At 72.1% G+C, this 23428-nt stretch carries 19 protein-coding genes; 4 read left to right on the forward strand and 15 right to left on the reverse strand.

The window, feature by feature from the left end:
• Window positions 1-53: 53 nt before the first annotated feature.
• From NHG27_RS09585 to NHG27_RS09615, 7 genes are all read right to left on the reverse strand, one after another.
• A complete protein-coding gene (locus NHG27_RS09585) occupies window positions 54-683 on the reverse strand; it encodes an ASCH domain-containing protein (RefSeq protein WP_497016153.1) in 630 nt (209 codons plus the stop codon).
• Window positions 684-999: 316 nt separating this feature from the next.
• Window positions 1000-2028, reverse strand: coding sequence for a ketol-acid reductoisomerase (gene ilvC / locus NHG27_RS09590; RefSeq protein WP_193719547.1), 1029 nt, complete (start codon window positions 2026-2028; stop codon window positions 1000-1002).
• A 90-nt stretch (window positions 2029-2118) separates the two neighbouring features.
• The gene (ilvN, locus tag NHG27_RS09595; RefSeq protein ID WP_193719546.1) at window positions 2119-2643 is read right to left on the reverse strand and encodes an acetolactate synthase small subunit; all 525 of its coding nucleotides are present in this window, start codon (window positions 2641-2643) and stop codon (window positions 2119-2121) included.
• 21 nt (window positions 2644-2664) lie between these two features.
• A complete protein-coding gene (locus NHG27_RS09600) occupies window positions 2665-4584 on the reverse strand; it encodes an acetolactate synthase large subunit (protein ID WP_193719545.1) in 1920 nt (639 codons plus the stop codon).
• Between the two features lie 438 nt (window positions 4585-5022).
• Window positions 5023-6000 (reverse strand): hypothetical protein, encoded by a 978-nt coding sequence (locus NHG27_RS09605; protein WP_497016154.1) that lies wholly within the window; start codon window positions 5998-6000, stop codon window positions 5023-5025.
• Entirely contained in the window at window positions 5997-7001 is a 1005-nt protein-coding gene (locus NHG27_RS09610) for an ABC transporter ATP-binding protein (RefSeq protein WP_497016163.1), read from the reverse strand. Before NHG27_RS09610 ends, NHG27_RS09605 begins: the two co-directional genes overlap by 4 nt.
• Before the next feature lie 105 nt (window positions 7002-7106).
• Window positions 7107-8957, reverse strand: coding sequence for a glycoside hydrolase family 13 protein (locus NHG27_RS09615; RefSeq protein ID WP_497016155.1), 1851 nt, complete (start codon window positions 8955-8957; stop codon window positions 7107-7109).
• Between the two features lie 120 nt (window positions 8958-9077).
• On the opposite strand from NHG27_RS09615, the gene NHG27_RS09620 reads away from it, so the two are divergent.
• A complete protein-coding gene (locus tag NHG27_RS09620) occupies window positions 9078-9542 on the forward strand; it encodes a GatB/YqeY domain-containing protein (protein WP_497016156.1) in 465 nt (154 codons plus the stop codon).
• Window positions 9543-9749: 207 nt separating this feature from the next.
• Here the strand turns inward: NHG27_RS09620 and NHG27_RS09625 are convergent, their stop codons facing one another.
• Window positions 9750-10412: a 4a-hydroxytetrahydrobiopterin dehydratase gene (locus NHG27_RS09625; protein WP_497016157.1), complete on the reverse strand. Its 663-nt coding sequence runs from the start codon at window positions 10410-10412 to the stop codon at window positions 9750-9752.
• A gap of 173 nt (window positions 10413-10585) precedes the next feature.
• Entirely contained in the window at window positions 10586-12286 is a 1701-nt protein-coding gene (gene ilvD, locus NHG27_RS09630) for a dihydroxy-acid dehydratase (protein WP_497016158.1), read from the reverse strand.
• 80 nt (window positions 12287-12366) lie between these two features.
• On the opposite strand from ilvD (NHG27_RS09630), the gene NHG27_RS09635 reads away from it, so the two are divergent.
• On the forward strand, window positions 12367-12981 hold the full coding sequence (locus NHG27_RS09635; protein ID WP_497016159.1) for a hypothetical protein: 615 nt from the start codon (window positions 12367-12369) through the stop codon (window positions 12979-12981).
• Between the two features lie 99 nt (window positions 12982-13080).
• Here NHG27_RS09635 and ilvD (NHG27_RS09640) read toward each other — a convergent pair whose 3' ends face one another.
• A complete protein-coding gene (gene ilvD / locus NHG27_RS09640) occupies window positions 13081-14943 on the reverse strand; it encodes a dihydroxy-acid dehydratase (protein ID WP_193719538.1) in 1863 nt (620 codons plus the stop codon).
• 422 nt (window positions 14944-15365) lie between these two features.
• Here ilvD (NHG27_RS09640) and NHG27_RS09645 point away from each other — a divergent pair, with 422 nt between their 5' ends.
• Window positions 15366-15965, forward strand: coding sequence for a DoxX family protein (locus NHG27_RS09645; RefSeq protein WP_227748374.1), 600 nt, complete (start codon window positions 15366-15368; stop codon window positions 15963-15965).
• An 85-nt stretch (window positions 15966-16050) separates the two neighbouring features.
• On the opposite strand, the gene NHG27_RS09650 is transcribed toward NHG27_RS09645, so the two are convergent.
• Entirely contained in the window at window positions 16051-17613 is a 1563-nt protein-coding gene (locus NHG27_RS09650) for a peptide MFS transporter (protein ID WP_193719537.1), read from the reverse strand.
• 100 nt (window positions 17614-17713) lie between these two features.
• Between NHG27_RS09650 and NHG27_RS09655 the strand changes: the two genes are divergently transcribed.
• Entirely contained in the window at window positions 17714-19090 is a 1377-nt protein-coding gene (locus NHG27_RS09655) for a cryptochrome/photolyase family protein (protein ID WP_497016164.1), read from the forward strand.
• A gap of 85 nt (window positions 19091-19175) precedes the next feature.
• On the opposite strand, the gene NHG27_RS09660 is transcribed toward NHG27_RS09655, so the two are convergent.
• Genes NHG27_RS09660 through gatC form a run of 4 tightly spaced genes read right to left on the reverse strand, consistent with a single transcriptional unit; the run spans window position 19176 to window position 23099 of the window.
• Window positions 19176-19748: a GNAT family N-acetyltransferase gene (locus NHG27_RS09660; RefSeq protein ID WP_321575345.1), complete on the reverse strand. Its 573-nt coding sequence runs from the start codon at window positions 19746-19748 to the stop codon at window positions 19176-19178.
• Between the two features lie 32 nt (window positions 19749-19780).
• Window positions 19781-21289, reverse strand: a complete 1509-nt coding sequence (gene gatB, locus NHG27_RS09665) for an Asp-tRNA(Asn)/Glu-tRNA(Gln) amidotransferase subunit GatB (RefSeq protein WP_193719536.1) — start codon at window positions 21287-21289, stop codon at window positions 19781-19783.
• Window positions 21286-22803: an Asp-tRNA(Asn)/Glu-tRNA(Gln) amidotransferase subunit GatA gene (gene gatA / locus NHG27_RS09670; protein ID WP_193719535.1), complete on the reverse strand. Its 1518-nt coding sequence runs from the start codon at window positions 22801-22803 to the stop codon at window positions 21286-21288. The genes gatB and gatA overlap by 4 nt, the downstream gene beginning before the upstream one ends.
• Window positions 22803-23099, reverse strand: coding sequence for an Asp-tRNA(Asn)/Glu-tRNA(Gln) amidotransferase subunit GatC (gene gatC / locus NHG27_RS09675; protein WP_030152198.1), 297 nt, complete (start codon window positions 23097-23099; stop codon window positions 22803-22805). Before gatC ends, gatA begins: the two co-directional genes overlap by 1 nt.
• Between the last annotated feature and the right edge of the window lie 329 nt (window positions 23100-23428).

Consider the following 23428-nt stretch of genomic DNA (forward strand, 5'->3'; position numbering starts at 1 on the left):
GCACCGTCGCACCGGGCCGACCCTGCGCCCGGCCCGCCGCCGCTCGGACGAGGTCAGCGAGCCCGCGGGAACCGCAGCTCGAACCTCTCGCAGACCACGGGCATGTCCTCCCGGAACTCGTGACCGACGAGCACGCGCGTGAAGTAGTCGCGGTGACCGGCGCGCCACGACTCGAGCGTCCGGTCGTCCTCGCCCTCGGCCGCCGCGAACTCCGCCGTGACCTCGTCGAACGGCACGATGTCGATCGACGTCGTGCGGATCAGCGCCCGCGGGTGCCCGTCGCCGTCGAGGATGATCGACAGCTCCCCGACCTGCGGCAGCGGCACGTCGTCGCCGTACTCCCAGTGCGACGACGACGTCGCGGTCTTCTCGCCCGCGAGCACCGCCGCCAGGAGCCCGTCGGCGAGCTCGGGGTTGTCGCCGAACGACCACGCAGGCGGCGGGACGGTCGCCGAGATGCCGAAGCCCGTCACGACCCCGACCTTCCCCTCCCCCGCCCGGACCCGCGCGGTCTCCCAGAACTCGAGGATCTCGGTCCCCTGCGGGTCCTCCTCGACCGTGCCGGGCTGTCCGACGACCGGGTCGCCCGACAGGTCCCTCACGTCGTCACGTCCCACGGAGGAAGCCGCCGGCTCCGTCCCCTCGCTCGCGCCGTCCGGTCCGCGGTCGTTGTCATGGCTCATACCTCCATGGTGGACCACGGACGCCCCGAGTGCCCGCCTTGTCGTGCTTTGACCACCGCGCGTCGCGCACTTCCACCCGCGCACGCCCGCACCCCGGCCCCCGTCAGCCCCGCCTGCTCCCTGGTCCTCCCCGAGGCGACCGGGACGGGCCGAGGAGGCTCCGCCGTCGGGCCGGGCGCCCCGGGCTCCCGACGACGAAGGAGGGTGACCCGTGCTGCGGATCGTGGTCGGGTCTGGCGGGAGGCCGCCAGGCCGGACGGAGGATCGTGCAGCACGGGTCACCCTCCTCAGAAGGTTCGCCGCAGCGAGGCGAGGGTCAGCGACCGACCGAACCCTCGGTGTAGTCGTCGTCGCCCGACTTCGCCCACGCGAACATGCCGCGCAGCTCGCGGCCCGTGGCCTCGATCGGGTGCGCCTCGCCCTTGGCACGGAGCTCCTTGAACTCGGGGGCGCCCGCGTCCTGGTCGTCGATGAAGCGCTTCGCGAACGCACCCGACTGGATGTCCGCGAGGACGGCCTTCATGTTCTCCTTGACCCGCGGGTCGATCACGCGCGGGCCCGAGACGTAGTCGCCGTACTCGGCCGTGTCGGAGACCGACCAGCGCTGCTTGGCGATGCCGCCCTCCCACATGAGGTCGACGATGAGCTTGAGCTCGTGCAGGACCTCGAAGTAGGCGATCTCCGGCTGGTAGCCGGCCTCGGTGAGGGTCTCGAACCCGTACTGGACGAGCTGCGACACGCCACCGCACAGGACGGCCTGCTCACCGAACAGGTCGGTCTCGGTCTCCTCGGTGAAGGTCGTCTTGATGACGCCGGCACGCGTGCCGCCGATCGCCTTCGCGTACGAGAGCGCGATGTCCCACGCGTGGCCCGACGCGTCCTTCTCGACGGCGATGATGTCGGGGATGCCGCGGCCCGCGACGAACTCGCGACGCACCGTGTGGCCCGGCGCCTTGGGGGCGACGAGGATGACGTCGACGCCCTCCGGGGCCTCGATGTAGCCGAAGCGGATGTTGAAGCCGTGCGCGAACGCGAGCGTCTTCCCGGCGGCGAGGTTCGGCTTGATCTCGTCGTTGTAGATCGAGCGCTGGTGCTGGTCCGGCGCCAGGATCATGATGAGGTCGGCCCACTCGGCGGCCTCCGCGACCGTCTTGACCTCGAAGCCCTCGTCGGTCGCCTTGGCGATCGACTTCGAGCCTTCCTTGAGCGCGATGACGACCTGGACGCCCGAGTCACGGAGGTTCAGCGCGTGCGCGTGACCCTGGCTGCCGTAGCCGACGACCGCGACCTTCTTCTGCTGGATGATCGAGAGGTCGGCGTCGTCGTCGTAGAAGAGCTCTGCCACGGTGTTACTCCTTGGGTTCTTGTGGTGATGGCGAACACGATAGTTCGACGTCGGTGGGCAGCACGGGCGTGTCCACCGGGAGGACAGGGGTCAGGCGGACCGGTGGGCGCGGTCGAGCGCCCTGTCGGTGATGGAGCGCGCGCCACGGCCGACGGCCACGGTGCCGGACTTGACGATCTCACGGACGCCGTACGGCTCGAGCGCGCCGAGGAGGGCACCCAGCTTCTCGGGCGTGCCGGTGGCCTCGATCGTGACGGCGTCGGGGACGACGTCGACGACCTTGGCGCGGAAGAGCTCGACGACCTCGAGGACGCCCGTGCGGTTCGCGCCGTCGGCGCGGACCTTGACGAGCAGGAGCTCGCGCTGGACCGAGGACGTCTGGTCGAGCTCGACGATCTTGATCACGTTGACGAGCTTGTTGAGCTGCTTGGTGACCTGCTCGAGCGGGTTCTGGTCGACGTCGACGACCACGGTGATGCGCGAGATCTCCTCGTGCTCCGTGGGGCCCACGGCGAGCGAGTGGATGTTGAACGCGCGGCGGGCGAACAGGCCCGCGACGCGCGTGAGCACGCCGGGCTTGTTCTCCACGAGCACGGAGAGGGTGTGACGGGACATGGTTTGCGGCTCTCCCCGGTCTCAGTCTTCGCGGTCCCACGCGGGCGAGATGCCGCGTGCGTACTGGATGTTGTCGTTGCTGACGCCCGAGGCGACCATGGGCCACACCATCGCGTCGCGCGAGACGTTGAAGTCGACGACGACGGGTCGGTCGTCGATCTCCATGGCCCGCTTGATCGCGGCGTCGACCTCGCTCGGCGACTCGACCCGGATGCCCTCGCAGCCGTAGGCGTCGGCGAGCTTGACGAAGTCCGGCACGCGCCGCGTCCCGTGCCCCGTGTGCAGGTCGGTGTTGGAGTAGCGGGACTCGTAGAACAGGGTCTGCCACTGGCGGACCATGCCGAGCGAGGAGTTGTTGATGAGCGCGACCTTGATGGGGATCTCGTTGATCGTGCAGGTCGCGAGCTCCTGGTTGGTCATCTGGAAGCAGCCGTCGCCGTCGATCGCCCACACGGTCTTGTCCGGCCGACCGACCTTGGCGCCCATCGCGGCCGGGATCGAGTAGCCCATGGTGCCCAGGCCGCCCGAGTTGAGCCACGTCCGGGGGTGCTCGTAGCGGATGAACTGCGCGGCCCACATCTGGTGCTGGCCGACGCCCGCGACGTAGATCGAGTCGGGGCCGGAGATCTCCCCGAGGCGCTGGATGACGTGCTGCGGCGCGAGGTGCCCGTCCTCGGGCTCGGAGTAGCCCAGCGGGTAGGTCTCGCGCCAGTCGTCGATCTGGCGCCACCACGCTGCCAGGTCCGGCTTGCCCTTGGCCGCGTGCTCGCGCTCGAGCTCGGGGAGCAGGTCGGAGATGACCTCGCGCAGGTCGCCCACGATGGGGACGTCGACCTCGCGGTTCTTGCCGATCTCGGCGGGGTCGATGTCGGCGTGCACGATCGCCGCGTGGGGCGCGAAGCTCGACAGCACGCCCGTCACGCGGTCGTCGAAGCGTGCGCCCAGCGCCACGATGAGGTCGGCCTTCTGGAGCGCCGCGACGGCGGGGACGGTGCCGTGCATGCCGGGCATGCCGAGGTTCTGCGGGTGCGAGTCGGGCAGCGCGCCGCGGGCCATGAGGGTCGTGACCGTGGCCGCCCCGGACAGGTCGACGAGCCTGCGCAGCTCGGCCGACGCGTCGGCGCGGATCACGCCGCCGCCCACGTAGAGCACGGGGCGCCGGGCGGACGCGAGCAGGCGCGCGGCCTCGCGGATCTGCTTGGAGTGGGGCTTGGTCACGGGGTGGTACCCGGGGAGCTGCAGCTCCTGGGGCCAGGAGAACGTGGTGCGCGCCTGCATCGCGGACTTCGCGATGTCCACGAGCACGGGGCCGGGGCGCCCGGTCTGGGCGATGTGGAAGGCCTCGGCGATGACGCGGGGGATCTCGTCGGCGTCGGTGACGAGGAAGTTGTGCTTGGTGATCGGCAGGGTGATGCCGACGATGTCCGCCTCCTGGAAGGCGTCGGTCCCGATCAGGGACGCGCCGACCTGGCCCGTGATGGCGACGAGCGGGATCGAGTCCATGTTGGCGTCGGCGATGGGCGTGACGAGGTTCGTCGCACCGGGGCCCGACGTCGCCATGGTCACCCCGACGCGACCCGTCGCGTGGGCGTAGCCCGAGGCCGCGTGGCCGCCGCCCTGCTCGTGGCGCACGAGGATGTGGCGGAGCCTCTTCGAGTCCATGAGCGGGTCGTACGTCGGCAGGATCGCGCCGCCGGGGATGCCGAAGACGACGTCCACACCGGCTTCCTCGAGCGAGCGGACGATCGACTGCGCGCCCGTGACCTCCTCCGGCCCGACGGCGGCGCTCACGGGGCGCTCACCCGTCACCGAGGCGCGTGCCCGGCTCTCGGGGCGGGCGGCGAGGCTCGCGGGGGAAGGGGCTGGCTTCGGCGCCGCGGCCTCGCCGGCGGGCGCGGGAGCGCTCGGCGTCGGCGGAGCCGGGTGGGGACCCTGGACCATCGGTATCTCCTGTTTCTCGGTGGCGACTGGCTGCCACCGGCTGGATCGAGCTCACCGTGGTGGTGCTGGTGGTGCTGGTGCTCTCCGTGCTGTTCTGCCGCGGGGTGGTGCGGGCCGGGTGACCGGCTCCGGAGCGGGGTGTGCCCGGAGGGGTGGTCATGACGGTCGTGGTCGTGACATGAAAAAACCCCTCGTACCCGGTGAGGGCTCTTCGAGGGGTGAGCGCGCTGACGAGACCTGGTTGCTTGGCCTCAGCCGGCGCGCTCAGGAAGTACTACGAGAAGGATCGTCTGCACGTTCTGCACCTTACGCCCTCGGTCCTGCGATGTCATGCGTCGAGCCGGACGTCTCAGGGAATGGGACGTCCGGCTCGACGGGGGTGGGCCGACCGGGGGCGACCGATGCTGGTGGCGGGCGGCCTGCCCGGGGGGCGGTCGTTCAGGACACGTCGCGCCGGCGGAAGAGGACGACCGCGAGGACCGTGAGCGCGGCGACCGCACCGAGCAGCACGAGGCCGCCCTGCGTCTGGGTGATCTCCCGCTGGACGTACTCGCACACCTGCCCCTGCTCAGTGATGCTGCAGACCGGCACCGCGTACTCGGAACCGCCGAAGATCCAGGCACCGAGGTTGTCGCGGAGCAGCCACCGCTGGAGCTCGGGCTGGACCTGCGGCACGACGAGCGACTCCACGACCAGGAACCAGACCGCGACGACGCCGATCGCCGCCGCGGTGTGGCGCAGGATGGTCCCCAGCGCAGCGCCCGCCAGCGCGACGAGCGCCGCCGCGGCGAGCGTCCGGCCCGCGACGTGCGCCAACGTCGTCCAGGTGGCGTCCGTGTCCCCCACCCGGCCGAAGGCCGCGTAGACGGCGTAGACGCCGGCCACGCCCAGCAGGAAGGTCGCCAGCACGACGGGGAGCGCACCGATCGCGGCGGCGGCCGCCTTGGACCAGTAGACCCGTGACCGACGCGGCTCGAACGTGAGCCACAGCCCCATCGCACCCGTGCTGATCTCGGCCGCGACGAAGGACGCCCCGACGAGCAGCGCGAACGCCACCCCCACGAGGGGCAGCGCCGAGACCTGCTCCTGCCCGGTCGTCGCGAACGTGGGCGTCTGCCCCACCCAGTCCTCCCAGGAGGGGGCCGCCATCTGGTCGCACCCGTAGTCGCTCGCGGGGTCCTCGGCCTGCCTCTCCTCGCAGTCGGCGACCCACTCGTCGCCCTCGGCCTCCCACAGGTCGACCTGGTCCTCGAAGAGGGCACGCATCTGCGCCTGCTCCTCGGCCGGCATGGGCCGCGCCTGCGTGAACGCGACGAAGACCAGCAGCATCGTGACGACGAGCAGCCCGAGGGCTGCCCACCTCACGGCCCCGCGGGCCCGGAACCTCGTGAGCTCGACCCGGAGCAGCCGCATCACGCCACCACCGTCTCGACGTCGGTCCGCGGGCCCGCGCTCGTCCCGCCAGGGCCGTGGTCCGCGGTCAGCTCGAGGAAGACCGACTCCAGGTCCACCGCGGCTGGTTGCAGCTCGTCGACCCACAGGTCGTGCGCCGCGAGGATCCGGGTCACGACCGACGGGTCGGGCACGGCGTCGACATGGAGCAGGTGCCCCTCGGGCCGGACCCTGTGCCCCGCGGCCTCGAGCACCCGCGCCGCACGGTCGCGCGCCCCGCCCTCCCGCGCCGCGTCCCCGCCGGGGTCCGAGACCCCGACCCGGACGGACCTGCCGCCGCTGCCCACGAGGTCCGCGACCGAACCGCTCGCGAGCAGCCTGCCCCGCGCGATGATCGAGACGGTGTCCGCGACCTGCTGGACCTCGGCCAGGATGTGGCTGCTGACGAGCACCGTCCTCCCACGGTCCGCGAGGCCGCGCATGGTCTCGCGGACCTCCCGGATCCCTGCCGGGTCGAGTCCGTTCGTCGGCTCGTCGAAGATCAGCAGGTCCGGGTCCTTGAGGAGCGTCGCCCCGATCGCGAGCCGCTGCTTCATGCCGAGCGAGTACGTCTTGTACCGGTCGCCCGCGCGGTCCTCGAGCCCGACCTCCGCGAGCACCGCGTCGACCCGTCCCGCGGGCGCACCGATCGCCCCGGCCAGCAGCTCCAGGTTCCGGCGGGCGCTGAAAGTCGGGAAGAACTTCGGGTGCTCGACGATCGCGCCGACCCGCCCGACGACCTGCGGCAGGTGCCGGGGCACCTCCTGCCCGAACAGGTGCATGGTGCCCTCGTCCGCCCGCACGAGCCCCAGGAGCATCCGGATGGTCGTCGTCTTGCCGGACCCGTTGGGTCCGAGGAACCCGTGCACACCCCCTGCCGGGACGTCGAGATCGAGATGCTCGACGCCCACCGAGCGCCCCTTCACGCTGCGGTACGACTTCCGCAGCCCGCGCGTCCTGACCGCCAGGTCCCCTGCTGCCGCCATCGGCTCTCCCCCTTCGACCGTGCCCACGCAGGCTCCTGCATGGCTGCCGTCCGTCCACGACGACGGCGCGGGCATCCTAGCGGCTTCGGACCGAGCCGGGCCGGCTCATCCGCGCCGGTGGACGGCCGCCTCCCACGGGCGCAACACCCGGGCCTCGCCGGGGCCTTGCCGCGCCGCGTCGTCGTGCGTCGCGATCAGGACCTCGGCGCCCTCCCACCCGGCGAGGGCGTCCGCCGGGACCTCCTGCTCGGAGCCGCTCACGTTGACCAGGACGAGCAGCTCGTCGCGCGACGCCGTGCTCGCGGCGGACGCTGCGCCGTCGGGCCCCTCGACGACGGGCGGCAGGTCGAGCGTGCGCGTGAAGGCGTACACGGCCTCGTGGTCGGGCAGGAGCATGCGGAAGTCACCCAGCGCGACGACCGGGACGTCGTGGCGCAGCGCGACCAGGCGGCGGTAGAAGTGGAAGACCGAGCCGGCGTCCGCCCGCTCGGCCTCCGCGTTGATCTCCACGTGGTTCGGGTTGACGGCGAGCCACGGCGTGCCCGTCGTGAAGCCCGCGTGCTCCGACGCGTCCCACTGCACGGGGGTCCGGGCGTTGTCGCGGCTCATGGCGCGCAGCGCGGCGAGCATCTGCTCCTCGGTCGCGACGCCCGTGTCGACCAGCTCGTGGAAGTGCCCCAGGGACTCGATGTCCTGGTACTGGTCGATCGACGTGAAGCCCGCGTTCGTCATCCCGAGCTCCTCGCCCTGGTAGACGTACGGCGTGCCGCGGTGCAGGTGCAGCAGCAGCGCGAGCGCCTTGGCCGAGGCGACGCGGTGCTCGCCGTCGTCGCCGAACCGCGACACGATGCGCGGCTGGTCGTGGTTGTTCCAGTAGAGCGAGTTCCAGCCGCGCTCCGCGAGCCCCGCCTGCCAGCGCCCGAACGTCGCCTTGAGGTCGGTCAGGCGCAGGGGCTTGACGTCCCACTTGCTCGAGCCGTGGTCGAGCCCGACGTGCTCGAACTGGAACACCATGTCGACCTCGTGACGATCGGGGTCCGTGAACAGCACGCCGTCCTCGATCGTCACGCCCGGGGTCTCCCCCACCGTCAGGAGCTGCTCGGGTCGCCCGGCGAAGACCTCGCGGTGCATCTCCTGGAGGAACTCGTGCACGCGCGGACCGCTCGTGTAGAACGGGCTGCCGTCGCCGTAGACGCCGTAGTGGACCTCGCCGTCGGGCAGCCCCGGGACCTTCGAGATGAGGTTGATGACGTCCATGCGGAACCCGTCGACGCCGCGGTCGAGCCACCACGTCATCATGTCGTGGACCGCGCGGCGGACGTCCGGGTTCTCCCAGTTGAGGTCCGGCTGCTTGCGCGAGAACAGGTGCAGGTAGTACTCGCCCGTCGCCTCGTCGTACTCCCACGCCGAGCCCCCGAAGAACGAGCGCCAGTTGTTGGGCTCGGCCCCGGGCGTCCCGGGCTCCATGCCCTCGCGCGCCGGACGCCACCAGTACCAGTCACGCCGCGCGTCAGTACGGCTGGAGCGCGACTCGCGGAACCAGGCGTGCTCGTCCGAGGAGTGGTTCACCACCAGGTCCATGACGACCCGCAGGCCCCGGTCGTGCGCCGCGGCCAGCAGGCGGTCGAAGTCCTCGAGCGTCCCGAACATCGGGTCGATGTCCTGGTAGTCGCTGATGTCGTAGCCGTTGTCGTCCTGGGGCGAGCGGTACACGGGCGAGAGCCACACCACGTCGACGCCCAGGGCCACGAGGTGGTCGAGCCGCCGCTCGATCCCGGGCAGGTCGCCGATCCCGTCGCCGTCCGAGTCCTGGAAGGACCGCGGGTAGATCTGGTAGACCACCGCGCTCGTCCACCAGGGCGGCTCGCCCGACGACCATCCGCCCGCAGGGTGCGGGGCGGACGCGGTGGCAGGGACAGGGGTGCTCGGCACGTCGCGTGCGGTCTCGTCGGTCACGACATCGAGCCTCTCACCCGTTCGGGAGCGGTGCCCGACGCCGGGCCGAGGACGGTGCCCGCACGTGCACGCACGACATTCCAGTAGGGTCCGAGCCGCCGGACCAGGCACCATGGACCCATGACCACCACGATCGAGCGGCTGACCGCCGACCTCACGACCGCCATGAAGGCCCGCGACGAGTTCGCCAAGAACACCCTGCGCCAGGTCATCGGTGCTGTCCGCACCGCCGAGAAGTCCGGGACGACCGCGCACGAGCTGACCGACGCAGAGGTCCAGACGATCCTGGCCGCCGAGGTCAAGAAGCGCCGCGAGAGCGCGCAGATCTACACCGACGCGGACGCGACCGAGCGTGCCGACAACGAGACCCGTGAGGCCGACTTCATCGAGAAGTACCTGCCCGCGAGCCTCACGCCGGCCGAGCTCGACGCGCTCGTGGCCTCCGCGATCGCCTCGACCGGCGCCTCGTCCATGAAGGACATGGGCACGGTCATGAAGACCGCCACGGCTGCGGCGGCAGGGATCGGTCGCGTCGACGGCAAGGCCCTCTCGCAGGCCGTCCGTCAGGCCCTCGGGGCGCTCTGACCCGGCTCGATACGGCGCCGCGGGAGACCCTGGTGCGCGAGGTGGTGCCCGCAGGGGCGCGCCCCGCGTGCCAGGGTCTTCCGCGTCCCGGGGCTCACCGGTCCCGGCACCCTCGAGCGACGTGGCCCGCCGCGCGACGTCCTGGTCCGGGGCTGCCGGACGCTGGTCGCCCCCGCGCCGGACGGAGGTGCACGCCGCGGCGACGGGTCAGTCGCGCGACTGCCACGTGCACAGGCACGCCTCGTTGCCCTCGACGTCGACCAGGACCCAGAACGCGGGCGCGCGCCGGTCCGAGACCAGGTGACCGCCCGCCGCGATGGCCGCGGTCACACGAGCCTCGACCTGGTCGTGCGGTACCGACACGTCCAGGTGGATGCGGTTGCGCTGGGGACGAGGAGCATCCATCTGCTGGAACCAGACCGGTGGCCCGTACCCCGCGGGGTCGGTGAGCCCCAGGCCCTCGTCCTCGGGCGGCGCCTCCGCGTAGCCGAGCACCGCTCGCCAGAAGGGCCGGACGGCGGGCCGGTCCAGGGCGTCGATCGCGATCTCGACCTCGAGCAGGCCGTCCGTCTCGGCAGGATGCTCGAGCTCCTTGGCCACGAGCGAGATCCGCCGCGCCAGGGTCAGGTCGCGCCGGCTCAGGCCGCCCACGTCGTGCGAGGACACGCGCACCGTGACGGTCGCGTAGCGCAGATCGACGTCGGGGTGGTGGTTCATGCCCTCGGCCAGCTCGCCGATCGCGTCGATCAGCTCGACGCCCGCGGTGAACGAGCCGGTGCGGAAACGGGTCTGCGCGGTGCCCAGGACGACGCGCCAGTCCTCCACCCCGTCGCTGTCGTGGAACTGTCGGGCGGTGATCGCGTCGCTCATGGCTGCTGCTCCGGGTGAGGGATCGGGGAACCGAGGTCGATCGAGGGCCGACGGGCCCCCGACCACTATCCCGCAGCCCGGTGCACGTCGCCAGCACTCGCGACCGCTGGTGCCGAGCACGGGGTCGAGGCCGTTCTGCCCGTCGGGACGACCACCACCCCGCGCGTGACCCCCTACTCGAGGATCGCGCCGCGCGAGGCCGACTGCACGAGCTTGGCGTACTTGGCGAGGACTCCCCGGGTGAACGTGGGGGCGAGGGGAGCCCAGCCGGCACGGCGGGCCTCGATCTCGGCCTCCTCGACCAGCAGGTCGAGCGTCTTGCGCGCGACGTCGAGGCGGATGCGGTCGCCGTCGCGCACGAACGCGATGGGGCCCGCGTCGACGGCCTCCGGAGCCACGTGCCCCACGCACAGCCCGGTCGTCCCGCCCGAGAAGCGCCCGTCGGTCAGGAGCAGCACGGTCTTGCCGAGCCCGGCCCCCTTGATGGCTCCCGTGATCGCGAGCATCTCGCGCATGCCCGGCCCGCCCTTGGGGCCCTCGTACCGGATGACGACGACGTCGCCGTCCGTGATGGTCCCGTCCTCGAGGGCGTCGAGGGCCGCGCGCTCGCGCTCGAACACGCGGGCGGTGCCCTCGAACACGTCGGAGTCGAAGCCCGCGGACTTCACGACGGCCCCCTCGGGGGCGAGCGAGCCGCCGAGGATCGTGATGCCGCCCGTGCGGTGGATGGGGTTGTCGAGCGCGCGCAGGATCTTGCCGTCGGGGTCGGGCGGCGCCAGGTCCGCGAGGTTCTCACTGACCGTCCGGCCCGTGACCGTCAGGGCGTCGCCGTGGATCAGCCCCGCGTCGAGCAGCGCCTTCATGACCACGGGCACGCCGCCGATGCGGTCGACGTCGTTCATGACGTACCGGCCGAACGGCTTGAGGTCGCCCAGGTGCGGGACCCTCGCGGCCACCCGGTCGAAGTCGGCGAGCGTCAGCTCGACCTCGGCCTCGTGCGCGATCGCGAGCAGGTGCAGGACCGCGTTGGTCGAGCCGCCGAACGCCATGACCACGGCGATAGCGTTCTCGAACGCCTCCTTGGTCATGATGTCGCGCGCCGTGATGCCGCGGCGCAGCAGCTCGACGACGGCCTCGCCCGAGCGGTGCGCGAAGTTGTCGCGGCGGCGGTCCGCGGAGGGCGGGGCGGCCGAGCCGGGCAACGACATACCCATGGCCTCGGCGACCGACGCCATGGTGTTCGCGGTGTACATGCCGCCGCACGCACCCTCGCCCGGGCAGATGGCCCGCTCGATGCGGTCCAGGTCCCCCTTGCTCATGAGTCCGCGCGAGCACGCCCCGACGGCCTCGAACGCGTCGATGAGCGTGACGTCCTTCTCGGTGCCGTCCTCGAGCTTGACCCAGCCGGGCATGATCGAGCCCGCGTAGAGGAACACGCTCGCGAGGTCGAGGCGGGCGGCGGCCATGAGCATGCCGGGCAGCGACTTGTCGCAGCCGGCCAGCAGCACGGACCCGTCGAGCCGCTCGGCCTGCATGACGGTCTCGACCGAGTCCGCGATGACGTCGCGGGACACGAGCGAGAAGTGCATGCCCTCGTGCCCCATCGAGATGCCGTCTGACACCGAGATCGTGCCGAACTGCAGCGGGTACCCGCCGCCCGCGTGCACGCCCTCCTTGGCCCCCTGCGCGAGCCGGTCGAGCGACAGGTTGCACGGCGTGATCTCGTTCCACGAGCTCGCGATGCCGATCTGGGGCTTGCCCCAGTCCTCGTCCCCCATCCCGACGGCGCGGAGCATCCCGCGCGAGGCCGTGGCCTCGATGCCGTCGGTCACGGTGCGGGAGCGGGGCTTGATGTCGATGTCGTCGCTGGCCATACCCGAGTATCTCCTCACGCGGTGCGGCGGGCCACAAGACGCCCGGCGGGCGCGGCGAGGGCGTGTGGCAGGATGCCCGCGTGACTGCAACGACGCCGCACCGTTCACCTGCCGACGCCCGCCCTCACGCCCTCGCGGCCCGCTGGCGGCGGGCCGTCGGTCTGCTCCCCCTCCTGCTCGTGGCCCTCGTGGGCTGCACCGGCACCGGCACCGGCACCGGGACCGCGGGCGGCGGGGCGGCCCCTGCACCGTCGGCCTCCGTGCCCGCACCGGGAGCCTCGGGCTCCCCCGGTGGGGGGACGCCCGGCGAGCCGGCCCCCGCCGTGCCGTCGCCCGGCGCCGTCACGGGCACGTCGCCGGAGGACGCCTTCCGTGCGTGGCTCGCCGCGAGCCGTGCGCCTGACGTGGAGACCGCCTGCGGGTACCTGGCTCCGGCGCTCGTCGACCGGATGGTCGCGGAGATGACGGCGCAGGGCTGGCCCGGCATCACGGACTGCGCGTCGATGACCACGACGACGGCCGGGCTCTACGCGGCCGTCGGCGACGTGGCGGAGGTCGAGGTCACGGTCCGGGAGGAGCGCCCCGACGCGACGGTCCTGGCCGTCGCCTACGCGGGAGGGGACTGCGGCACGGCCGTGATGGCTCCCGCAGGGACGTCGTGGGTCATCACGGAGCAGTCCGAGGAGCAGTGCTGACGCGCGACCTCCCCTGCCCCGCCCGCCGCTGACCGGCCCCGACGGCGACGGGCCCGCACCCGTGGCGGGTGCGGGCCCGTCGTCGGGCAGGTGGCGGGCTCAGCGCCGCTTGAGCAGCGACACGTCGCGCACCGCGCCGCGGTCGGCGGACGTCGCCATCGCGGCGTAGGCCTGGAGGGCCGGGGACACGTAGCGGTCGCGGTCGACGGGCTGCCACGGGTTCTCGCGCGCCTCCATCTTGGCGCGGCGCTCGGCGAGGACCTCGTCGGAGACGTTGATCCGGATGAGTCGCGTGTCGACGTCGATCTCGATCTCATCGCCGTCCTCGACCAGGCCGATCACGCCGCCCGCTGCGGCCTCCGGGGACACGTGGCCCACCGAGATGCCGCTCGAGCCGCCGGAGAAGCGGCCGTCGGTGATGAGCGCGCAGACCTTGCCCAGGCCGCGGCCCTTGATGAAGGACGTCGGGTAGAGCATCTCCTGCATGCCGGGCCCGCCCGCGGGCCCCTCGTAGCGCACGACGACGACGTGACCGGGCTGGACCTGCTTGGTGAGGATCTTCTCGACGGCCTCGTCCTGCGACTCGCACACGAGGGCCGTGCCGACGAAGTGGAAGACGTCGGGGTCGACGCCGGCGGTCTTGAAGACGGCGCCGTCCTCGGCGAGGTTGCCGCGCAGCACGGCCAGGCCGCCCTCGACCGTGTACGCGTTCTCGAGGTCACGGATGCAGCCGTTCGCGGCGTCGGTGTCGAGGTGGTCCCAGCGGTTCGAGGTGGAGAACGCCTGCGTCGTGCGCACGCCGCCGGGGGCCGCGTGGAACAGCTCGACGGCCCGCTCGGTGGCCTTGCCGCCACGGACGTCCCAGTCGTCGAGCCACTCGCGCAGGGTGGGGGTGTGCACCGACGTCACGTCGTGGTCCAGGAGCCCGGCGCGGTCGAGCTCGCCCAGCAGCGCGGGGATGCCGCCCGCGCGGTGGACGTCCTCCATGTGGAAGTCGGGGTGGTTCGGCGCGACCTTGGACAGGCAGGGGACCTGGCGGCTGATGCGCTCGATGTCCGTCAGGTCGAAGTCGATCTCGCCTTCCTGGGCGGCCGCGAGGACGTGCAGGACCGTGTTGGTCGAGCCGCCCATCGCGACGTCGAGCGTCATGGCGTTGGCGAACGCGGCCTTGGTCGCGATGTTGCGCGGCGCGGCCGAGTCGTCCTCCTCGTCGTAGTACCGGCGCGCGAGGTCGACGATGGTCCGGCCGGCCTCGAGGAACAGCTCACGGCGGGCGGAGTGCGTCGCGAGGGTCGAGCCGTTGCCGGGCAGCGACAGGCCCAGGGCCTCGGTGAGGCAGTTCATCGAGTTCGCGGTGAACATGCCAGAGCACGAGCCGCACGTGGGGCACGCGGCCTCCTCGACCTGCGCGAGGGCCTCGTCGCTGACGTTGTCGTCCGCGGCGTAGTTGATCGCGTTGACGAGGTTCAGGCGCGTGGAGGCCACGCCGTCGGCGACGACGACCTTGCCGGCCTCCATGGGGCCGCCCGACACGAAGATGACGGGGATGTCGAGGCGCAGCGCGGCGTTGAGCATGCCGGGCGTGATCTTGTCGCAGTTGGAGATGCACACGAGCGCGTCGGCGCAGTGCGCGTTGACCATGTACTCGACCGAGTCCGCGATGAGGTCACGGCTGGGCAGCGAGTAGAGCATGCCCGCGTGGCCCATCGCGATGCCGTCGTCGACCGCGATGGTGTTGAACTCCTTGGAGACGCCGCCGGCCTCGCGGATCGCCGACGCGACCAGGTCGCCCATGTCCTTGAGGTGGACGTGGCCCGGTACGAACTGCGTGTACGAGTTCGCGATCGCGATGATCGGCTTGCCGAAGTCCTCCGAGCCCATGCCGGTGGCGCGCCAGAGCGCGCGGGCACCGGACATGTTGCGGCCGTGGGTGGACGTCCGAGAGCGCAGGGGGCGACTCATGGCGGTTCAGCTCCTTCACGTGGTGCTGCGGCCTGGGAGGTGACCGCTCGGACACACTACGCCCGCCCCGTGCGTGGGACGTCGGTCGTCCGGCTCGTGGTCCCCGCCGGGGCAGCGCTCCCACGGCGCTGCGTACGGGGGTTCCCCCTACGTAGCACCCCCGATACGGGAAAACCCGTCAATTCGCTCAAAGTGTTGCGGGCCGCTTCACCCGGGTGGGAGGTTGGCACGGCTGCCCCGGCAGCGCAGATGCCCGCCGAGACGTGCCGAGGACATGCCCGTGCACGCCCGTCGCCTGCCGGTCCTCGCCGACCGCGGGGGCGCTCGCAGCCCTCGCCGCCAGTCCTCGAACCACGCCCCCGGTGCCCCCGGCGTCCGTCGCCCGCACCGCACGGGCCACCATCGATCAGGGAGACCAGACCATGAGCCACGCCACCGCACTTCCGAGCCGGAACCCGCGCGCCACCGCGACCGACCCCGCCCGCACCTCCGAGACCGGGGTGGCCGCCCCCGACGACACGACGCGCCCCCGGGTCGTCACGAGCGCCGCGGCGCGCGGAGCTCTCGCGCTCCTGCGCATCGCGGTCTCGATCGTCTTCCTGTGGCCCGTGCTCGACAAGACGCTGGGCCTGGGCTACGCGACGCCGTCCGAGCGGGCCTGGCTCAACGGGGGCTCGCCCACGCAGGGGTACCTCTCCTCGCTCGAGGGGCCGCTGGCCGGGACCTTCGGCGCCCTGGCCGGACCGGCGACCGACTGGCTCTTCATGCTGGGCATGGGCGCCACGGGGCTCGCGCTGCTGCTGGGCGTCGGGACCCGGGTCGCCGCGGTCTCGGGCACGCTCCTCATGGCGATGCTGTGGGCCACGACCTGGCCCCTGGCCGCGGGGTCGAACAACCCGATCGTCGAGGACCACGTCGTGACGGCTCTCGTCGTGATCGTCGTGGCGCTGACCCGCGCGGGCGAGACGTTCGGCCTGGGCGGCCTCGCCGCGCGCGTCGGTGTCCCGGGCTGGATGCGCTGACGTCCCGTCCCGACGGCGCCCCGCGCCCGGGTGCATCGCTGCACCCGGGCGCGTGGCGTCGTCGGGCAGCCGCGTGCCCGCGGGGTCAGGACGTCGCGGCCACCGCCTCCTGCTCGTCCGCGTGGCGGATGTGACGCGTGACCCACGGCGCGAGCGCGAACAGGACGAGCGCGAAGGCCATCGTGATGGCCCCCACGACACCGAAGTACGCGGTGTCCGAGGCGCCCTCCGTGACCTGCACGATCTGGGCCGTGATCGCCTGCCCGGCCGCCGGGGCCAGGAACCACAGCGCCATGGCCTGGCTCCGGAAGGCCCGCGGCGCGAGCAGCGTCGTCGCGGCCAGCCCCACGGGCGACAGGCACAGCTCGCCGAGCGTCTGGATGACGTACACCGAGACCAGGACCCAGGCGGGCGCCTTCTCGTCCGCGAAGATCGCCGACGCGCCGGAGAGCCACAGGAACGAGAGCGCGGCGAGCGTGAGGCCCATCGCGAACTTCACGGCTGTCGGCGGACGGTCCTTGGTCTTGACCCAGATCCAGGCGAACACCGGCGCCAGGATCACGATCGAGAACGGGTTCACGGACTGGAAGAACGCGGGCTCGATCGCGATGCCGAAGAAGGAGAGCTCGGTCCGGTTCTTCGCGAAGCTCGACAGCGTCGTGGCCGCCTGCTCGAAGATCATGAAGAACAGCATCGCCGCGACGAACAGCGGGATGTACGCGGTGAGCCGGGACCGCTCGGGTGCCGTGACCTTGGGCGAGCGGAACATGACCAGGAAGTACGCGATGGGGGCAGCGAACGCGATGTAGGACAGGGTGTCGATGAACGTCGAGATCCCGAACGCCCCGGACACGGCCCAGGCGAGCAGCCCCGCGACGGCGATGCCCGCGAGGATGAACAGGCCCAGACGCGCGAGCTTGGGGTACTCCTCGCGCGTGAGCGGGTTCGGGACCGAGTCCCCGGCCCCGCCCAGGTACTTGCGTCCTGCGACGAAGAACACGAGCGCGATCGCCATGCCGACCGCCGCGACCGCGAAGCCCGCGTGGTAGCCCCACATCCGGTTGACGAACCCGACGATGATCGGCGAGACGAGCGAGCCCAGGTTGATGCCCATGTAGAAGATCGAGAACGCCGAGTCGCGGCGCGGGTCGTCGCGCGAGTACAGCTCGCCCACCATGGACGACACGTTGGGCTTGAGCAGACCCGTGCCGAGGGCCACGAGCGCGATGCCGAGCATCGAGAAGCCCGCCCCGGGGATCGTCAGCGCGACGTGTCCCGCCGCGATGATGATCCCGCCGTAGAGCACCGAACGGCGGGAGCCGATCATCCGGTCGGCGAGCCAGCCGCCCACGACCGACAGCAGGTAGACGCCCGTGCCGTAGATCGAGACCAGGGCGAGCCCGGTCACCTCGTCGAGGGCCAGGCCACCGTTGGCGACGGTGTCCGTCAGGTAGAACAGGAGGATGGCCCGCATCCCGTAGTAGCTGAACCGCTCCCACAGCTCGGTGGTGAACAGCGTCATCAGCCCGATGGGGTGCCCGAAGAATGCGCGATCACGGGGGACGGTGCGCGTCGGGGGCGCCGTCTCGGACTCGAGCCGTGGGTCCGGGAGGTCGGGCTGGACGGGTCGCTCGTCGTTACCGCTCATGGATCGTATTTTCCCACCGGCCGGTTGGTCGGGCCAATCCGGGTGGTCGTGGCGGACGTCACCACCGCGGCCCGGCTAGCGTGGTCGGATGCCTTCCTCCGTGCCGACCGTCCTGTGGTTCCGCCGCGACCTGCGCCTGACCGACAACCCGGCCCTCGCCGAGGCCGTGGGCGAGGCGCGCACGACGGGGGGCGACGTCGTCGGGCTGTACGTCCTGGACCCCGCGCTGTGGGCGTCGGCCGGGCCCGTGCGGCAGGCGTACCTGGCACGGAGCCTGCGGGCGCTGCACGGCGCGACGGGCGGCCGGCTCGTGGTGCGCCACGGCGACCCGCGCACGGTCGTGCCGGCGGTGTGCGCCGAGACCGGGGCGCGGTCGGTCCACGCCGCCGCGAGCTACGAGCCGTACGGGCGTCGTCGCGACGACGCGGTCGAGGAGCTCCTCGCCGCCGACGGTGTGGGCCTGCGCCGCACGGGGTCGCCCTACGCGGTCGCGCCCGGGCGGGTCCTCACCCGGGGCGGGACGCCGTTCCAGGTCTTCACGCCGTTCCGCACGGCGTGGCTCGAGCACGGCTGGCGCTCCCCCGCTCCCCTGCCCGACGACGTCGCGTGGGCCGCCCTCGCGTCCGACGGCCTCCCGGACTCGCCTCGGACGGGAGCACGCCTGCCTGCGGCCGGCGAGGCCGCGGCCCACGACCGCTGGCACGCCTTCCTCGCGGACGGGCTCGCGGACTACCCGACAGACCGCGACCGACCGGACCTCGCCGGGACGTCGTACCTGTCGCCCGCGCTCAAGTGGGGTGAGATCCACCCGCGGACGCTGCTCGCGGACCTCGCGGCGGCCGTGCGCTCGGGGTCCGTGCCGGAGGAGTCCGCCGCGACCTACCGCTCGGAGCTCGCGTGGCGCGAGTTCCACGCCGACGTCCTGTTCCACCACCCCGGAGCCGCCCGGCGCTCGCTGCGGACCGTGGTCCCCGACGACGCCTGGGCCACGGGCCGGACCGAGGACGCGCTGCTCGCCGCGTGGCGCGAGGGCCGCACGGGCTACCCCATGGTCGACGCCGGGATGCGCCAGCTCCTCGCCACCGGGTGGATGCACAACCGCGTCCGGATGCTCGTCGCGTCGTTCCTCGTCAAGGACCTGCACGTGCGCTGGCAGCGCGGGGCCGAGCACTTCATGGCCCACCTCGTCGACGGCGACGTGTCGCAGAACCAGCTCAACTGGCAGTGGGTCGCGGGGACCGGGCGCGACGCCGCACCCTACTTCCGCATCTTCAACCCCGTCACGCAGGGCCTGAAGTTCGACCCAGACGGGGCCTACGTGCGCGAGTGGGTACCCGAGCTGCGCGGCATCACCGGCAAGGCCGTGCACGAGCCGTGGAAGGTCCCCGGTGGTGCTCCCGGGTATCCCGAGCGGGTCGTGGACCACGCGGTCGAGCGCAAGGCGTCGCTCGAGGACTTCGCGCGCGGACGCGGCTGAGGGCCCGTCGACCGCGCCCGGTGACGGCAGGACGGGCGCGACCCGGAGGTCACGCCCGTCCTGACAAGCCGCTGGGGCACCCGATTCAGAGCCCCGCGCGGAACTCGTCCTCGAGGATGCTCATCACGATCGCGTCCGCCCAGCCGTCGCCGTCCCGGAACGCGTCCCGGAGCCGACCCTCCTCACGGAAGCCCAACGACTCGTAGAGCATGCGCGCCCGCGGGTTGATGCTGAGCACGTCGAGGCTCACGCGGTGCAGGTGCGGCCCCTCGGGGTGGTCGAACGCGAAGCGCAGCACCTCGAAGATGGCCTCACGCCCGTAGCCGCGCCCCCGGTAATTCGAGAGCAGGACCAGGCGGAGGTTGGCCGAGAGCGCGTGGTCGTCGATGTCGTTGAGGACGATCTCCCCGAACATCTCGTCGCTCACGAGCTGACCGTCGCGCTGCGCCGCCGACGTGATGGCCCAGTCGTAGCGGCCCTCACGGTCGCTGACCGTCGCGGCCCACTCGTCGATCTGCTCGCGCGTGAACTCTGCCGTGGTCCCCGTGAGCCGGTTCGACTCCGGGTCCTGCACCGACTCCCACATGCGCTCGGCGTCGCGAGCCTCGATTGGCCGCAGCCGCACCATCTCTCCGAAGAGCTCGGGTCCGCGCGTCACGCGGCCACCTCCCTTGTGCTCCGGGGCACGGCTCAGCCGATCCGCTCGATGACCAGCTCGCGGACGCGCCCGGCGTCGGCCTGGCCCCGGGTGGCCTTCATGACGGCGCCGATGATCGCACCGATCGGCCCCAGGTTGCCCGAGCGGACCTTCTCGACGATGTCGGGCTGCGCCGCGAGGGCCGCGTCGATCGCCTCGAGGAGCGCGCCGTCGTCCGACACGACCTCGAGCCCGCGGGCCACGACCACGGCCTCCGGGTCGCCCTCGCCCGCGAGGACACCCTCGAGGACCTGGCGGGCCAGCTTGTCGTTGATGCGACCCGAGTCCACGAGGGCCTGGAGCTGAGCGATCTGCGTCGGGGTGACCGCGATCTCCGCGAGCTCGGTCTCGCTCGTCTTGGCGTAGCGGGCGAGCTCGCCCATCCACCACTTGCGCGCGGCCGCGGGGCTCGCGCCGGCAGCGACCGTGGCCTCGATCAGGTCGAGCGCTCCGGCGTTCACGACGTCCCGCATCTCGGCGTCCGCGTAGCCCCACTCCCGCTGCAGGCGGTTGCGACGGGCCACGGGGAGCTCCGGCAGCGTGGCACGGATCTGCTCGACCCAGTCACGGCTCGGGGCGACCGGCACCAGGTCCGGCTCCGGGAAGTAGCGGTAGTCCTCGGCGTCGGACTTCACGCGACCGGCGGTCGTGATCGAGGTGTCCTCGTGCCAGTGACGCGTCTCCTGGATGACCGTGCCGCCCTCGTCGAGGACGGCGGCCTGGCGCGAGACCTCGTAGCGGACCGCGCGCTCGATCGAGCGGAACGAGTTCACGTTCTTGGTCTCGGTGCGCGTGCCCAGGGGCGACTCGGGGGTCGCCCGCAGCGACAGGTTCACGTCGGCGCGGACGTTCCCGCGCTCCATGCGTGCCTCCGACACGTCGAGGGCACGGAAGATGTCTCGCAGCGTCTGGACGTACGCGCGAGCGACCTCCGGGGCGCGCTCACCCGCGCCCGTGATGGGGCGCGTGACGATCTCCACGAGCGGGATGCCCGCGCGGTTGTAGTCCACGAGCGAGTACTCGGCACCGTGGATACGACCGGTCGCCCCACCCACGTGGGTGTTCTTGCCGGCGTCCTCCTCCATGTGCGCGCGCTCGATGTCGACGCGGAAGATCGAGCCGTCCTCGAGCTCGACGTCCAGGTAGCCGTCGAACGCGATGGGCTCGTCGTACTGCGACGTCTGGAAGTTCTTGGGCACGTCCGGGTAGAAGTAGTTCTTCCGGGCGAAGCGGCAGGACTCGGCGATCTGGCAGTTGAGCGCGAGCCCGATCTTGATCGCGTACTCGACGGCCTTGCCGTTGACCACGGGCAGCGCACCCGGCAGTCCGAGGCTCACCGGGGTCACCTGCGTGTTGGGCTCCCCGCCGAACTCGACCTCGGCCGCGCAGAACATCTTGGTCCGGGTGCCGAGCTCGACGTGCACCTCGATCCCGATGACCGGGTCGTAGCGGCGGACGGCCTCGTCGTAGTCGACCAGGTCCACGGTTGCGTGTGCGCTCATCGCGCGACCTCCAGCTCCGGGGCCTTGGCCAGCAGGGGCCCGCCCCACGTGTTCTCCAGGGCGGCCTCGAGGGCGGCACCCACGCGGTACAGACGGTCGTCGGCCTTGGCCGGCGCGAGGATCTGGAAGCCGACGGGCAGGCCGTCGTCCGACAGACCGTTCGGCAGCGACATGCCCGGGACGCCCGCGAGGTTCGCGGGGATCGTCGCGACGTCGTTGAGGTACATCGCGAGCGGGTCGTCGAGCTTCTCGCCGAACTTGAAGGCCGTCGTCGGGGCCGTCGGGGAGACCAGGACGTCCGCCTGGGCGAACGCTGCGTCGAAGTCCCGCTGGATGAGCGTGCGGACCTTCTGCGCGCTGCCGTAGTAGGCGTCGTAGTAGCCCGCCGACAGGGCGTAGGTGCCGAGGATGATGCGGCGCTTGACCTCGTCGCCGAACCCCTGGCCTCGGGTCGCGGCCATGACGCGCTCGGCCGTGACGGGGCCGTCCTCGGGTTCGACGCGCAGGCCGAAGCGCATGCCGTCGAACTTGGCGAGGTTGCTGGACGCCTCGCTCGGCATGATCAGGTAGTAGGCGCCGAGCGCGTACTTGAAGTGCGGGCACGAGACCTCGATGATCTCGGCGCCGAGCGACCTCAGCAGGTCGAGCGACTCCGTGAAGCGTGCGCTCACGCCCTCCTGGTAGCCCTCTCCCGAGAGCTCGGAGACCACGCCGACGCGCAGTCCGCGCAGGTCGCCGATCGCGCCCTGGCGGGCGGCGTCGACGAGCAGCGGCAGGTCCTCGTTGATCGAGGTCGAGTCGCGCGGGTCGTGGCCGCCGATGAGCTCGTGCAGGAGCGCCGAGTCGAGGACGGTCCGCGTCACGGGGCCCGCCTGGTCGAGCGAGGACGCCATGGCGATGAGGCCGTAGCGGGACACGCCGCCGTAGGTGGGCTTGACGCCGACCGTGCCGGTCACGGCCCCGGGCTGGCGGATCGAGCCACCGGTGTCCGTGCCGATCGCGAGCGGGGCCTCGTACGCGGCGACGGCCGCGGCCGAGCCACCGCCCGATCCGCCGGGGATCCGGTCGAGGTCCCACGGGTTGTGCGTGTTGCCGTACGCGGAGTGCTCGGTCGAGGAGCCCATCGCGAACTCGTCCATGTTCGTCTTGCCGAGGATCGGCAGGCCCGCGGCGCGGATGCGCTCGACGAGCGTCGCGTCGTACGGGGGGATCCAGCCCTCGAGGATCTTGGAGCCTGCGGTCGTCGGCAGCCCCTTGGTCACCACGACGTCCTTGACGGCGATCGGGACGCCCGCCAGGGGGTGCAGGTCCTCGCCCGCAGCGCGGCGCGAGTCGACGTCACGGGCCGTCGCGAGGGCGTCCTCGGTGCTCACGTGCAGGAACGCGTGGACCGCGGGGTCCACGTCGCCGATGCGGTCGAGGTGGGCCTGCGTCGCCTCGACGCTGCTCACCTCCCCGGACACCAGGTGCGCGGCGAGGTCCGCGGCACTCAGCCGCGTCAGGTCGTTCGTCATCATTCCTCCCCGAGGATCTGCGGGACGCTGAAGCGTCCGTCTTCGCTGGCCGGTGCTGCGGCGAGGACGTCCTCGACGGGCAGGGGCGGCACGGGGACGTCGTCTCGGAAGACGTTGGTCAGCGGGAGCGGGTGGCTCGTGGCGGGGACGTCAGGAGTGGCGACCTCGCTCACCTGGGCGATCGCATCGACGATCACGTCGAGCTCGCCGGCGAGGCGGTCGAGCTCCTCGGGCCGGAGGTCGATGCGGGCCAGCACGGCGACGCGCGCGACCTCATCACGGGAGATGGTGGACATGGTGGCCAGTCTAGTGCCCGACGACGACGCTCACCGGGGCCGTGCCGGCCCGTCGTCCGACGGGTCGTCGAGGGCAGGTCCGTGGGACGGATGCGGCGCGGGTGGCTCCGAACCGGGTCGTGGAGGGAGTGCCCTGAGGTCGGCTCCTGGGTCTCCGGTGACCGAGCGGGTGTGTCCGGGGACGGGAAGGCCCCGGCACGGGTGGGTGCTGGGGCTGTGGGGTGTTGGGGGTATGCCAAAGGCCCACCCCGTGAGGGGTGGGCCTTTGGTGAATGGTTGTCCGGCGGCGACCTACTCTCCCACCCCGTCTCCAGGGCAGTACCATCGGC

The sequence above is a fragment of the Oerskovia sp. 140933 genome (assembly GCF_059651515.1).

Bases quoted from the DNA above. Each gene is read 5' to 3' on its own strand.
- NHG27_RS09585 (WP_497016153.1), bottom strand. From the start codon at position 683: ATGAGCCATGACAACGACCGCGGACCGGACGGCGCGAGCGAGGGGACG.
- ilvN (WP_193719546.1), bottom strand. From the start codon at position 2,643: ATGTCCCGTCACACCCTCTCCGTGCTCGTGGAGAACAAGCCCGGCGTG.
- NHG27_RS09600 (WP_193719545.1), bottom strand. From the start codon at position 4,584: ATGGTCCAGGGTCCCCACCCGGCTCCGCCGACGCCGAGCGCTCCCGCG.
- NHG27_RS09610 (WP_497016163.1), bottom strand. From the start codon at position 7,001: ATGGCGGCAGCAGGGGACCTGGCGGTCAGGACGCGCGGGCTGCGGAAG.
- NHG27_RS09620 (WP_497016156.1), top strand. From the start codon at position 9,078: ATGACCACCACGATCGAGCGGCTGACCGCCGACCTCACGACCGCCATG.
- NHG27_RS09625 (WP_497016157.1), bottom strand. From the start codon at position 10,412: ATGAGCGACGCGATCACCGCCCGACAGTTCCACGACAGCGACGGGGTG.
- ilvD (WP_497016158.1), bottom strand. From the start codon at position 12,286: ATGGCCAGCGACGACATCGACATCAAGCCCCGCTCCCGCACCGTGACC.
- ilvD (WP_193719538.1), bottom strand. From the start codon at position 14,943: ATGAGTCGCCCCCTGCGCTCTCGGACGTCCACCCACGGCCGCAACATG.
- NHG27_RS09645 (WP_227748374.1), top strand. From the start codon at position 15,366: ATGAGCCACGCCACCGCACTTCCGAGCCGGAACCCGCGCGCCACCGCG.
- NHG27_RS09650 (WP_193719537.1), bottom strand. From the start codon at position 17,613: ATGAGCGGTAACGACGAGCGACCCGTCCAGCCCGACCTCCCGGACCCA.
- gatB (WP_193719536.1), bottom strand. From the start codon at position 21,289: ATGAGCGCACACGCAACCGTGGACCTGGTCGACTACGACGAGGCCGTC.
- gatA (WP_193719535.1), bottom strand. From the start codon at position 22,803: ATGACGAACGACCTGACGCGGCTGAGTGCCGCGGACCTCGCCGCGCAC.
- gatC (WP_030152198.1), bottom strand. From the start codon at position 23,099: ATGTCCACCATCTCCCGTGATGAGGTCGCGCGCGTCGCCGTGCTGGCC.